General features: G+C 51.4%; 10 protein-coding genes. 4 read left to right on the top strand and 6 right to left on the bottom strand.

The genetic code is table 11. From position 1 onward, the window contains the following. Positions 1-104 precede the first annotated feature (104 nt). The gene (locus EHT25_RS17340; RefSeq protein ID WP_124876405.1) at positions 105-2,300 is read left to right on the top strand and encodes a S9 family peptidase; all 2,196 of its coding nucleotides are present in this window, start codon (positions 105-107) and stop codon (positions 2,298-2,300) included. A gap of 62 nt (positions 2,301-2,362) precedes the next feature. Here EHT25_RS17340 and EHT25_RS17335 read toward each other — a convergent pair whose 3' ends face one another. The 4 genes from EHT25_RS17335 to EHT25_RS17320 form a co-directional block, all read right to left on the bottom strand. Next, entirely contained in the window at positions 2,363-3,028 is a 666-nt protein-coding gene (locus EHT25_RS17335) for a Uma2 family endonuclease (protein WP_229311596.1), read from the bottom strand. Positions 3,029-3,072: 44 nt separating this feature from the next. After that, positions 3,073-3,378, bottom strand: a complete 306-nt coding sequence (locus EHT25_RS17330) for a hypothetical protein (protein ID WP_124876404.1) — start codon at positions 3,376-3,378, stop codon at positions 3,073-3,075. A 120-nt stretch (positions 3,379-3,498) separates the two neighbouring features. After that, positions 3,499-4,245 carry a LytR/AlgR family response regulator transcription factor gene (locus EHT25_RS17325; RefSeq protein WP_124876403.1) on the bottom strand — a complete coding sequence of 249 codons (747 nt, stop codon included), beginning with the start codon at positions 4,243-4,245 and terminating at the stop codon, positions 3,499-3,501. 27 nt (positions 4,246-4,272) lie between these two features. Next, positions 4,273-5,439: a sensor histidine kinase gene (locus tag EHT25_RS17320; protein ID WP_124876402.1), complete on the bottom strand. Its 1,167-nt coding sequence runs from the start codon at positions 5,437-5,439 to the stop codon at positions 4,273-4,275. A 266-nt stretch (positions 5,440-5,705) separates the two neighbouring features. On the opposite strand from EHT25_RS17320, the gene EHT25_RS17315 reads away from it, so the two are divergent. Further along, complete coding sequence (locus tag EHT25_RS17315; RefSeq protein ID WP_124876401.1) at positions 5,706-6,065, top strand: hypothetical protein; 360 nt, start codon at positions 5,706-5,708, stop codon at positions 6,063-6,065. A gap of 252 nt (positions 6,066-6,317) precedes the next feature. Further along, positions 6,318-7,634 (top strand): NCS2 family permease, encoded by a 1,317-nt coding sequence (locus tag EHT25_RS17310; RefSeq protein ID WP_124876400.1) that lies wholly within the window; start codon positions 6,318-6,320, stop codon positions 7,632-7,634. 3 nt (positions 7,635-7,637) lie between these two features. Here EHT25_RS17310 and EHT25_RS17305 read toward each other — a convergent pair whose 3' ends face one another. Further along, positions 7,638-8,081: a RidA family protein gene (locus EHT25_RS17305; RefSeq protein ID WP_124876399.1), complete on the bottom strand. Its 444-nt coding sequence runs from the start codon at positions 8,079-8,081 to the stop codon at positions 7,638-7,640. Between the two features lie 29 nt (positions 8,082-8,110). Here EHT25_RS17305 and EHT25_RS17300 point away from each other — a divergent pair, with 29 nt between their 5' ends. After that, positions 8,111-8,971: a 5'-methylthioadenosine/adenosylhomocysteine nucleosidase gene (locus EHT25_RS17300; RefSeq protein WP_124876398.1), complete on the top strand. Its 861-nt coding sequence runs from the start codon at positions 8,111-8,113 to the stop codon at positions 8,969-8,971. A 475-nt stretch (positions 8,972-9,446) separates the two neighbouring features. Here the strand turns inward: EHT25_RS17300 and EHT25_RS17295 are convergent, their stop codons facing one another. Beyond that, complete coding sequence (locus EHT25_RS17295) at positions 9,447-12,929, bottom strand: PVC-type heme-binding CxxCH protein (protein WP_124876397.1); 3,483 nt, start codon at positions 12,927-12,929, stop codon at positions 9,447-9,449.

Genomic DNA, 12,929 nt, shown 5'->3' with positions numbered 1-12,929 from the left:
GCGATAAGAGCCCAGTTACCCTACTTATCTACTCAACTATCGCCCATAAATTCAATCTATTTTTTTCGTTAAATTTGACGTTGCATCAACAAACAGCGGTTTTTATGTTCCGAAAATATTTCCTGTATGGTTTCGTCGTTGTCCTGAGTTTTCCCGCATTTTCTCAGCAAAAACAGCGGTTTCAAAACCTGCAACAGGCACTGGCTGCAACGGGGCAACTAACTGGTTCACAGGGGCCGGCCAGCGTTAACTGGATCGATGGCGGCACCCGGTTTTCGTTCATCGACAAAGGCGTCATCAAATCTTATTCGCCCAAAGAACAACGCGAAGAAGTCATCTTTGATGGGAGTAAACTGACGTTTCCCGGAACCGCCCAAGCGTTTGCCTACGAATCGTTTCAATGGTCGAAAGACTCCAAGAATCTCCTGTTCCAGACGAATTTCCGGCCCGTCTGGCGTCGGTCGGGCATTTCGGATTATTACGTGTATTCGGTAGCCGACAAAGGTTTGAAGCTGGTAGCCAAAGACGCCCAAACCGCCGAATTGTCGCCCGACGGTTCGAAAATTGGGTACGAGCGGGACGGAAACCTGTTCGTTTTCGATTTTGCGTCGCAGCAAGAAAGCCAATTGACCAACGACGCGGCTCCGTCGCTCTACAACGGCCGGTTTGGCTGGGCGTATGAAGAGGAGTTCGGATTGGCACAAGCCTGGGAATGGTCGCCAGACAGCAAATTCATTGCCTACTGGCAGATCGACGAACGCCAGGTTCCGATTTATGCCATGACGGATTACAAGGGTTTTGACGAAAACTTCACCAAACTGCCGTACCCGCGGGTGGGCGACAAAAACCCGACGGCGCGGATCGGTGTCATTGAAATTGGCACCCGGCAATCGCACTGGATGAAAGTCGATTTGGCCGACGGGTACATTCCGCGCATTTACTGGACCTCGCAGGAAGGGCAACTGGCGCTGGTGCATTTGAACCGCAAGCAAAACCACCTCAAGTTGTTTCTGGCAAATGGCCGCACCGGCGACGCGAAACTGATCATGGAAGAAAGCTCGAAATCGTGGATCGATGTATTCGATTTTTTCGCCGGTATTTTGCATTATTTCTACTTCCCGGCCAACTCACAGGAGTTTTTCTGGGTTTCGGAGCGCGACGGCTGGGCGCATATTTACCGCTACGATTATACCGGTAAACTGCTGAATCAGGTTACGAAAGGCAACTGGGAAGTGGTTTTTGTGCACAATGTCGACGCCAAAAACAAGAAAATTTACTACACATCGACAGAGCAATCTCCGACGGACCGGCAGTTGTATGTCGTTGATTTTGACGGTAAAAACAAACAGAAATTGACCCAGACGCCGGGCCGACACAAGATCGATTTTTCGCCGGGCAGTCAATACTACATCGACCGGTTTTCCAACGTCACCACCCCTTTGCGCGTGGATCTGTGCGACACCAAAGGCAAGACGCTGAAAACGCTGGAAGCCAATGCGAATGTGAGCCGATTTTTGGACAATTATGCGTATGTCCCGAAAGAAATTACCCATTTCACCACCTCCGACGGGCAGAAAATCGATATCTCAATCCTAAAACCGCTCGACTTCGACGCGACTAAAAAGTATCCGGTTTTAATCGATATTTACGGGGGGCCGGGCGCGCAATCGGTTTACAATGAGTTCACAACCTCGGGCTGGCACCAGTTTCTGGCGCAGCAGGGGTACGTGATCGTCAGCGTAAACAACCGGGGCAGCGGGGGTTACGGTTCGGCTTTTGAGAAAATTGTCTACGAAAAACTGGGGCTCTACGAAAGCCGCGATTTCGTCGAAACCGCTAAATACCTGGGCACGTTGCCCTGGATCGACGCGGGCCGGATGGCCATCAAAGGCCACAGCTACGGCGGGTATTCGAGCAGTTACACGATGCTGACTCATCCCGGTATTTTCAAGGTGGCGCTGGTGGGTGCTCCCGTCACCGACTGGCGGTTGTATGACAGCATTTACACCGAGCGCTATATGGGTTTATTGCCTGAAAATGAAGCCCTTTATCAGAAAAGCGCAGTTTCGCCCAACGCCAAAAATTTGCAGGGCAAAATGTTTATCGCCCACTCGACGATGGACGAAAACGTGCACGTTCGGAACACCATGCAGCTGATGAATGCGCTGGAAGACGCCGGAAAAGACGCCGATTTGCGCATCTATCCGCCGGGTGCTCACGGGGTTGCCTACAACAGCACGACCTCGCTCCTGCTTCACCAGCAGTATACTGAATATTTGGAAAAGTATTTGAAAAACTAACCGTATCGATTGATTTTAAGCACATTAAAAAACGTTACCAATTTCTGCTAATGTGCTTAAAATCATTCCCCAACCTTAATTCCCTCTTCGTCTAAATACCGGGCAATATTAAAATACTGACCATCCAGTAATTCCAACTCCCGGTTCCAATCCATCGTAAGCCAGGCGTCGGCGGATTGCTCGGCAATCATCACTTGCTGGGTGTCGGTGAAAACCCAAATTACTTTACTGGTACCAAAATCGAGCAGTTTCCGGGTTTTCTTGTTGACGTAGTTGAAGTCTTCGATTTTAGAAATGTCAGCTTTCACATCAATTTCAATGACAACTTTGGCAGGGACATCAACGTAATGGACACTAATTTTATCGGGCGTTAGAACCATTTTCTCATAAACCGCTACAGCGTGGGATAAATTGTTACGATGATCGAGATGTACACCCGCTTCATTTGAAGCAAACCAATACTTTTTCTCATCCAGCGAACGAATCATTATTCTCATGAAATAAGTGACAAGAACCCACTGCAATGAACTGGAACCCATAATTTCTTCCGGTGTTTTTCTGCCAATCAAAACGTCTTCGTATCCACGGTAATATAGTGGTCGCCCATCTAGCACTTCGTAAACCAGTGATTCAAGCGCTACTGTTTGTTTAGACGTTTTTACCGAGGATTTGACACCTACTTTTTTACGGGATTGTCCAGAAACTTCCTTCTTCTCAAGCGTCTCCATATCATATCATTTACTGCAAAATACGGTTTTTCCGGCAAAAAGAATCAATACGCAACTTCCGTCTTATACAAGGTTCGCTCCGAGCGCTCACACAAGGGGATGAATTTCTGATAAAACTCCCGCCAGGAAGGCAGTTGGGTCAGTCGGCAGCGCGACGGTTCCAGTTCGGCGTAGGTAGGATAGGTCAGTTCCAGCACCAACACGTAGCCGGTGCCGCTCAGGTCGGTCAGTAGCCGGGCCTGAATCTGGTCATCAAACTCGTGAGCAGCACTCAAATAGTCCTTCCAAAGCTGAATCGCGGCCCGACTCGCCCCGAATTTCAGGTAAAATACATTTCGTTCGATGAACATGACAGGAAACGGTTTTTAGAAATCAGCTGGTTTTCAGGTCAATATACTGTCCCTAAGCCAGAAACGCCAGTTGAACAACCCGGAATCTAAAACCGCAAACCGCTCACCAATTGCAGCAAACTATACCTCCATTTTCAACGCCTTTCCCACTTCTTTTTGATGGAGCCGCCCAATCGGGAGTTCCTGACCGGCGATTTCGATGTGGCTGGGCGACCAGGCGGTTATCTTGTCGATGGCGACGATGAACGACCGGTGAATGCGCAGAAAATCCCGGTTCGGTAGCATGGATTCGACCGAGCTAATGGCCTGTTTCACCACCAGCGGTTTGGCGGTCGTCGTGATGATTTTAATGTAATCTTTCAGGCTTTCGACGTACAGAATGTCCCTGGTGTAGATTTTCACCATTTTACGATCGGCGCGGAAGTACAGAAATGCACCGCGTTCCGACGGCCCCAGCTCTTTTTCGACCAACGGCTGATCCGGTTCAGCCCCCTGAAGCGAAACCGACTGGGGTTCCAATTGCATGACCTTGGAAACCGCCCGCAAAAACCGCTCGAACGGAATTGGTTTCAGCAGGTAATCGATCACATCCAGGTCAAAACCGTCGAGGGCGTATTCGCGATAGGCCGTCGTAAAAATCACTTTGGGTGGATTCCGCAAACTCCGCAGGAAGTCGGTCCCGGTGAGTTTGGGCATTTTAATATCCAGAAACAGCAGATCGACCGGCATGGACTGGAGTAGACTGAAGGCCTGAACGGCATTGTGGCATTTGCCAACGATCTCGAGTCCATCGACCATTTCGATGTACGATTCGATAATTTCCACAGCGTGGGGTTCGTCATCGATCAGCAGACAACGTAAGTTCATAGTAAGGTATGTATTTGTTGTTGTAAACTAGACCGGTAGTTCCGCTACCGGCAACGTATCCGATTTCAAAACCGCTGGTTTCTTCGGCAAGTGCAACGTCAGGTCGATCAGAAAAGTCTCTTCCTCGGGCTGAATCGTCAGTTGATATTTTCCCGGATACAACAGTTCCAGCCGTTTCCGAACGTTCTGCAAACCAATGCCCCCAACGGAGGCTGGGGCAAAAGTATCCGAATCACGACTATTTACCAACTTAAAAGTCAGCACGTTATCATCAACGGCCAGATCCATAAAAATCCAGGCTTGCTCCAGTTGCTCACTGGTTCCGTGCTTAAAGGCGTTCTCCAGAAACGGAATCAGTAATAAAGGCGCGATCTGCCTACCCTGCAAATCACCCTGAAAATTCAGTGAAATATCCAGCCGCGAGCCGTAGCGCAATTGTTCCAGACCAACGTAATTTTTGATAAAAGCCAGCTCTTTTTCGAGCGAAACTTCCGACGCATTACAGTCGTAAAGCATGTAGCTCAGCAATTGCGACAATTTCAGCACCACCGCCGGTGATTGTTCGGATTTTCGCAAGGTCAACGCATACAGATTATTCAGCGTATTGAACAGAAAATGCGGGTGAATCTGCGACTTCAGCAACTGTAATTCGGCCTGAAATTTCTCCTTCTCGATTTGCCGGAAAGCCTGCTCTTTCAGGTACCAGATTTTGACCAGTTTGATAGCGGCTACAAAACCAGCCACGGTAATTCCACCCCGCAAACCTGCCATCAGCAGATAACTCAAATTTGCTCCCCGGACCCGCGGAGTGCCAAACCAGTTGTGCAAGGGCGTGACCACCCCCACCGAGAGAGCTGCGGAAGCCGAAGCGCTCAAAAACGAAAAGAAGATGACGCCGATGACGATCTTCAGGTACTGCCCCTTGTCGAGGTAGCGGGCAAACAGGACATAAATAATGCCGTAGGCCAGAATCATGTGGGCCGGCATAAAAATGACGGCACCAATACCCGACGACAGCAAACCCATGAAAACCGACAGGGCATTGCCGTATCCCTTATTCACAAAATCGATGATCGGAAAAACGCCGTACAGCAACGTGAAATACAGCCAGACGACACCCCAGAAAAGCCCGTGACGCGCCAGACGGTAGCGAAGCTGATTGGAAAAGATGAAGTTGTTGTTGGCAAGTTGCATACGACGACCGGATGGCTGACCGAATATAGACAAACGACACCAAAACCGCTATGATCCGGGCAAATTGTAGACGAACGGCGGCTCTTCGTCGCTAAACGACCTGATTTACTGGCCTTTTCTCATTCGTCGCCATTCGGTTGACGTATCAACCGCCAACCCGCCCATTGGACGAAAAGGCAAGCATGGAATTTTCGTGGACATTACTTTTAAACCGTCAATTACGACATAAACAACATCTACGAACGAATCGCTCCGGCGACACGACCATGAAAAATAACACGTACTACCGGCTAACACTCCTGGCTGTGATTTTATCCCTATCGGTAACGGCAGCCACTTTTGGGCAGGGACGGCAAAACCGCCTGACCAATTCGCCCCGCGAAGGGTATTGGGTCATTGAATCGCAACCCAGGCAAAAAAGCGTTGCGCTCTTTTACAATGACGATAACCAGCTCATTTACAAGGAAGTCCTTTCCAAAAAACGACTCAATATTAAACAGGCTAAAACCCAGGAAAGTCTGAAAGCGGTTCTGGAACAGGCGCTGCGGCAATGGGCGGTTTCGCAAAAAACCGGTGGCAACCCCATCCAGAACGATCAGCAGTGGCTGGCCGCGGAGTTGAATTGAGCGCATAGACAAGAGAGGTAAGACAAGAGAATAGAGACTTTGTAATCGATGACGTTACGTCTCACTTCTCTTGTCTATTTTCTCCCGTCTCAAAATAATAATTTGGTTAAATTGGTTCGAGTCCCCCGGTTTGGGCATTTTGCGCCGAACCGGGGGCTTTTTTGGGTAAAATAGGTTTCAATTGGCTGTTTGAGAGTTGCATTGGCGTTTCTAATCCGTATTTTCGGACTTCGATCCATCCAACCGCCCCGCATGCAAACCGGCCTTGCCACTCCTTCGATCCGCACGGAAATTCTGGCGGGTGTTTCTACCTTTCTGGCGACGATGTACATCATTGTGGTCAATCCGGCCATTCTGAGTCAGTCCGGTTTGCCGTTCAGCGGAGTCCTGACGGCCACGATTTTGCTGTCGTTCGCGTGCAGCCTGATGATGGGCCTGTACGCCCGCAATCCGATGGTGGTTGCTCCCGGCATGGGTATCAACGCGTTTTTCACCTTTACTGCCGTCAAGGTCATGGGCGTTCGGCCCGAAGTGGCGCTGGGTGCGGTTTTCTGGGCGGGCGTATTGTTCATGATCCTGTCGGTACTAAATGTCCGCTCCGCCATTGTCAAACTCATTCCGAAAACGTTGCGGTATTCGGTTTCAGCGGGTATTGGTCTCTTTATCACGCTCATCGGTTTTGAAAACGCCCGGTTCATCGTGGCCAATCCGGCCACCCTGGTCAGTATTGCCAGCCTGAAAGATCCCATCGTCCTGACGTTTATTTTCGGCCTGTTGCTCACCAGCGTTCTGATGATTCGTCAGGTTCCGGGCGCCATCATCATCGGGATCGTCCTGACGACCCTGGCTGCCGTGCCCGTTGGCCGGTGGTGGGGAGATGCCTCGGCGGTGAATTTCGGAACCAAAACCCTCGTTAACTTCCACGGTATTTTTGCCGCCCCGGATTTTAGTTTAATCGGGAAACTCGATTTGATCCATTCGCTGCAATGGACCCTCTGGCCGGTTATTTTTGCCTTCGTTTTTACCGATTTATTCAATAGCCTGTCCACCTTCGTGGGGGTTGCCGAAGCCGCCGATTTGTACGATGAAGATGGAAATCCGCGGAACATGAACCGCTCGCTGCTGACCGATGCCGTTGCCACCACACTGGCGGGGCTACTGGGAACCAGCCCCGGCACGGCCTACATCGAATCGGCGGTGGGCATTGCCCAGGGTGGCCGTACGGGGCTAACGGCCATCGTAGCCGGTTTGCTCTTTCTGCCGTTTCTGTTTCTGTCACCCTTGCTATCGGTTATACCGGGCATTGCCACCGCCCCGGCGCTGGTGCTGGTCGGGGCGTTTATGATGAAACCGATCACAAAAATCAACTGGAACCAACTGGACAATGCCTTACCCGCCTACCTGTCGATGGTATTGATTCCGTTCAGCTACTCGATCACGCAGGGACTGACCTGGGGCTTTCTGACCTGGACAATAGTCAAGCTATCGCTGGGAAAAACCAACGAGGTCCCGGTCGGATTACTCATCGTCGATCTGTTCTGCATCCTGTCGCTCTTTTCCGGGCACTGAATTTCAGGGAAGTACGGCAACCAGTTCCACTTCGACCAAGGCCGTTTCCATGTAAAGCCGCTGAATCTGAACCCAGGTAGCCGCCGGAAAGTCGTTGTTATAATACTTTTTCCGAATGTCGTTGTGCTTTTTCATTTCCTCGATATTGGTCGTGTACAAGTTTTCCTTGACCACATTCTGAAAAGTGGCGCCGTAAAAAGCCAGCGTTTTCTGCAGCCCGTTGTACACGTTCGTCAGGGCCGTAGCCGCATCGCCCACGCCGACGGTTCCTGAAATGTAAATCGTTTTACCGACTTTGACGGCCTGCGAATACCCCGCGCCATCTTCCCCGGTTTTACCAAAATGAAATTTCTGTTTTTCAATTGCATTCTGACCGGATTGTGCATAAACACCGTTAAAAACCGCTATCAAAAGCACCGCCAAAGTAAAAAGGATCCGTTTTTCCATCGTATTTTAGTTGTTTAACCAGGTGAATCATGCAAGACAAATCCTCCCAATCCATTCGTCCGAACCTCCTTTTGCAAACCGGCCTGTGCGTAATCTGGCTTTTCCTCAGTGCGGTTTCAACAAACGCCCAGACGTATAAAACCCGACCGATCACCGCCCTGCTTGGTGCGTTCGACGAAGAAGTGAAGCTAGTGCAAAAATCACTAAAAAACCCAAAAAGTCGGACATTGAACGGCATCCATTTCATGACGGGGCGGATCAACGGCCGCAAGGTAGTGGTGGCCGAAACCGGTATTGGCAAAGTGAATGCGGCCATGACAACGGCGTTTGTGCTGGCCTATTTCAAACCGGAACAGGTCCTTTTCACGGGAATCGCGGGCGGTACGAATCCGGATCTGCAGCCCGGCGACATCGTCATTGCCCGGCAAACCGCCCACCACGATTACGGTTACATCACGTTTCAGCAACAGAAAACCAACCAGACCCGCAACGCGATCACCAAACAGCTCAATCCGACGTATTTTCCCGCCGACTCAATCATGATGCATGCCGCACAGGAAGCGGCCAAAACCGTCCCGTTCGAAAGCATTCCATCGACCTCACGGCCACCCTCGATCATCGTCGGCACAGTCGTAACCGGGGATGTGTTTGTTTCTTCGGAAGAAAAAGTGGCCAGTTTGTGGTCGGAGTTCAAAGCCGATGCCACCGAAATGGAGGGGGCCGCCGTAGCGCAGGTATGTTACCAACAGCAGGTTCCCTGTCTGGTTATCCGGAGTTTGAGCGACAAAGCCAATTCCAACGCCCGGCAGGACATGCTGACGTTTTTCAAAATTGCCGCCCGCAATTCTGCCAATCTGGTGATGACCATTGTCGGGAAGTTACAACCCTGACAGCGGTTGTAAAAGTGTTGACCAGGTTGTAAGGCTCAATTTAACCGCTGACAGGGTTTGAAAACCGCTTTGCTGGCTTCCAACGAGCGGGTTTCGCCGAATTCCGTCTCGAAGGTCTGGTACTGAATGGCATTCCGGAATAAAAAAGCCGCCACGCTGACAACCAGTAAAACGGAAGCAGCAATGAACCAGGGCTTTGGATTCCTGCGATTTCGTTGGGGTCTGATGAATAAATCAGCGGTTCGACCCGTTGGCGGGTTTGCCTAACCTGATTTTAAAACGAGATTCCCTCAGAAGAAATCATCCCCTTATATAAGTACAGACAACTTTGCACGACAATCACCTTAGCTGATTTAAAAAAAAGCTCAAATAAAGTCAAAAATGGCATGAATCAGGCTCACCGGGCTCATGAGGCAAAAAAAACGCGAAGCTGGCTTGAACGGGCCGACTTCGCGTTTTTTTGGGAGCGGTTTTCTTATTTCCCCATCACCAAACGGGTTTGAGCGGGTGCATTCTCAGCATCCAGCAGTTGAATAGTCAGCGGGCCGTCTTTCTGAACATTCCGGTCGATGGCCAGCGTAACGGTATAAACGCCCGGCGCCAGATCGGCAACCAATCCACGGTCAGTCAGTTTGGCGGGTTTTTGACCAATCCAGGCGCTGGTTCCCGCCGTCGAGCTCATAGTCAGATTGACATTTCCTTTGCTGAGTACTTCAATATCAAACCGGATCAGGCTGTACCGTTTAGCCGCGCTGGCTTCCACAACCGGCAGTTCATCCAACGGCAGTTCACCGGAAACTTTGCTGTAAGCCGGTTGCCAGAACACTTTCGCATTGTCTTTCACGATAAAACCGGGGCCATCAGTCAAAATCTTTTTGGCCGCTTCTTTCGTAGCCGGAACCGTACTCCAGCGACGGACAAACCGGGCCGTCGGCACCCGGAATTTGCCGGATTCGCCCATTTTGGAAAGGAAACCGATCAGATTGATAAATTCGTTCTTGTCCAAACTGGCCGTCAGACCCGGCGGCATCAGCGAACCGGGCACTTTTTCCATGACATTGATCTGGCTTTTCGGAATGGAGACTTCCTGTCCGGTAATATCGCGCACCACAATATCCGAGGTGCCGTTGCTGACGATATAACCCATCATATCACTGCCGTCTTTTTTCGCGATCCGCTGCAGTTCATAGCCTTCCTTGATGGACTCGTTTGGATACAGAATGGATTTAATGATGGTTTCGACCGGCGAACTGGTCCCGAGGCTGCTCAAATCCGGGCCAATGCGTCCGCCCGCTCCGCCAATTGCGTGGCAGGTCTGACAGGTCAGGGCGGTTTTCCGGAAAACGAGTTCACCTTTCACCGGATCGGCAGTTTCGGCTACGGTTTTGGCCAGACTACTGATGGCCTGAGCGTTCAGTTCCTGCGGCATTTTTTCGGTAGGCAACGTTCCGCCCGAGGCTTCAAGCGCCAGCGCCACCGCCTTGACCGCAGCTTCGCCCCGCCGGTTATAAGGTACCCGACGCTGCATAATCTGCCGACCTTCCTTCGCCCGGTTTTCCGGAATTTTCCGGGCCACCAGCTCGTCGGCCAGGGCCTGAAGACTCGCCTTATTGAGTATAAAGGCCTGGAAAAGTTCTGAAACATCGGTTTGTGCCGGTAGGCTCCGCAATAAATCGCCCGCAATCCGCGCGGCTTCGGCTGGATTTACCGAAACCAGTTGAGCGGTTGCCGCCATCCGAATTTCCGGCGAATTTTTCACACCGGTCATGTCCACTAACGCCTTCCGGGATTGTTCCGTATCCAGGGAAGCCAACGCATTTAAAGCAGCCTTCTTCGTTGTGGTTTCTCCTTTTTGGGTCAGATTGACCAGCGTTCCCGTCTGATCGGCCAGTTTCCACAAACCAATTAACCGAATTGCACTGGTCGCAATGGCATCGTCTTCATTACCGATAAAACCGGTAATCCGGTTCAGATTTTGGGACGGTTTGACACCCCGACCGGCCGCTTCGACCAGAGTAACCAGTTGCGCTGCCACCGCTTTATTCTGCCCCGCATTTCCCTGCACGGCTTTGTCGAACAGAAGATCCACATCCGCACCGTTTCCAAACTTTGCAATCGAAGCCAGTGCATCCTTTTGATACTCTTCGGGGACCTGATCTTTTTGGTACAGCTGCGCCAGTTGGGACACCGCAGCCGGGCTACTAACCGACTTCAGGGCGAAAGCGGTTTTTCGGGCATTTCCCAGAAAACCGGGTTCTGCCTTCAGTTTGGCCAACCACTGCGGCTCCAGTTCACGAACGGTTTGCCACAAGGCGTAATCCAGAAATTCATCCATCGGATTTTCCAGAACCACCAAAGCCGTTCGGGCGGCTTCGGCACTCGGTATTTTTCGCAAAGCAATAACCGCTTCGAGACGCACCTGGGGATGTTTGTCGGACACGGCTTTAGCCAGCAGAGCCGGTACATTCGAAAGTTTGGCCGACCAGAATTCGAGCGCCCGCAAAGCCGCAGCCCGCGCATTGTGGCTCTGGGCATTCAACAAACTTAAGAGCAATGGCTCATTCACCACTTCAACTGACTGATAAACCCACAGTGCTTCGAGCAGATTGTGTTCGTAGTTGGCCTCCTGTTTATCCAGCCCCTGCATCCATTTCTGCAGGGCCGGAACCACTTCGGTAGCTCCGCGTTCCTTCAATAATTGTCTTGCCTGGGCGCGCGTCCAGTCTTCCGGCAACTTCAAGGTTTCGAGCAATTCGCCGACGCTGGCTTTGCTCAGTTGTGGTTTTTTAACCAGCGGGCGGTTTTTAGCCACAATCCGCCAGATGCGTCCGTGTTCTTTGTCCCGGCGCGGATCATGAAAATCCACCTCGCCATGCTGAATAATCGGGTTGTACCAGTCGGCTACGTAAATCGCACCATCCGGCCCTACATTGATATCGACCGGCCGGAACGCGACGTGATCCGTCCAGAGCAAATCCTCAACCTGTTTGGAAGCATACCCGCTGCCCTGCTCTTCCAGTTTAAACCGGTTAATCCGATTGGCCCGGAAGTCGTTGGTAATCACACTTCCCAACCAGGATTCCGGCAAGTGCCGCCCCGACACCACATCCAAACCACTGTGCTTGGGTTGTCCCGGATTCAAGCCCCGCAGAATTCGGGCGGCACCCGGCGCCGTCACAAACGTCGCGCCCGGAAAGGCGTAGTTGATGCCTTCGCCACCGGCTCCGTCGGTCAGGAACGACTGTCCCCAGCGGTCAAACTGCAGCCCCCACGGGTTGATCAGGCCCCGCGCGTAAATGTCCAGCTCGAGGTTTTTCGGATTCAATTGCCAGACACCACCCCCTTCGAGCCGTTTGATTCCACCGGGAGTTTCAACGTGGCTATAGGTGTAAATCGACTGGTTAAAATACAGCTTGCCCTCCGGTCCCCACCGAAACGTGTGAATAAGGTGGTGCACATCGGCTGTTCCAAAACCGTACAAGACCCGGCGTCTTTTGTCGGCTTTGCCGTCGCCATCGGTATCCATCAAATGCAGAATTTCCGTTGAATTGGCCACGTAAACGCCACCGTCGCCCGGCAGGATTCCGGTCGGAGTGATCAGTCCTTCGGCAAAAATGGTCGATTTATCGGCTTTGCCGTCGCCATCGGTATCTTCCAGCACAAATACCTTGTCGTTGCCTTCTTCCCCGGTTTTCAGGTGTGGATAGGCCGTACTGCTGACCACCCACAACCGACCGTCGGCGTCCCAGTTCATTTGAATGGGCTTGGCAACCAGCGGTTCGGAGGCAAACAGGGATACTTCAAAACCGTCGGCAATTTTAAACGATTCCAGTTCGCGCTTTACGTCCGGATTCGGTACATCTTTTTGATCATCCTGCGTCACGGAGGATGTCATCAGCAGAATGGCCGGAAGAATCAGGATTCTGCGCAAAAATGTCAGGGAAGGGCTATTTTTCAT

The organism is Larkinella rosea (assembly GCF_003858635.1).
Taxonomy (GTDB): domain Bacteria; phylum Bacteroidota; class Bacteroidia; order Cytophagales; family Spirosomataceae; genus Larkinella; species Larkinella rosea.
Note: the sequence above shows the minus strand (reverse complement) of the source record. Positions and strands in the feature narration are given on the sequence as shown.

What these genes read in the sequence shown, in the direction of transcription:
- EHT25_RS17340 (WP_124876405.1), top strand. Translation starts at nt 105, where the DNA reads ATGTTCCGAAAATATTTCCTGTATGGTTTCGTCGTTGTCCTGAGTTTT.
- EHT25_RS17335 (WP_229311596.1), bottom strand. Translation starts at nt 3,028, where the DNA reads ATGGAGACGCTTGAGAAGAAGGAAGTTTCTGGACAATCCCGTAAAAAA.
- EHT25_RS17330 (WP_124876404.1), bottom strand. Translation starts at nt 3,378, where the DNA reads ATGTTCATCGAACGAAATGTATTTTACCTGAAATTCGGGGCGAGTCGG.
- EHT25_RS17325 (WP_124876403.1), bottom strand. Translation starts at nt 4,245, where the DNA reads ATGAACTTACGTTGTCTGCTGATCGATGACGAACCCCACGCTGTGGAA.
- EHT25_RS17320 (WP_124876402.1), bottom strand. Translation starts at nt 5,439, where the DNA reads ATGCAACTTGCCAACAACAACTTCATCTTTTCCAATCAGCTTCGCTAC.
- EHT25_RS17315 (WP_124876401.1), top strand. Translation starts at nt 5,706, where the DNA reads ATGAAAAATAACACGTACTACCGGCTAACACTCCTGGCTGTGATTTTA.
- EHT25_RS17310 (WP_124876400.1), top strand. Translation starts at nt 6,318, where the DNA reads ATGCAAACCGGCCTTGCCACTCCTTCGATCCGCACGGAAATTCTGGCG.
- EHT25_RS17305 (WP_124876399.1), bottom strand. Translation starts at nt 8,081, where the DNA reads ATGGAAAAACGGATCCTTTTTACTTTGGCGGTGCTTTTGATAGCGGTT.
- EHT25_RS17300 (WP_124876398.1), top strand. Translation starts at nt 8,111, where the DNA reads ATGCAAGACAAATCCTCCCAATCCATTCGTCCGAACCTCCTTTTGCAA.
- EHT25_RS17295 (WP_124876397.1), bottom strand. Translation starts at nt 12,929, where the DNA reads ATGAAAAATAGCCCTTCCCTGACATTTTTGCGCAGAATCCTGATTCTT.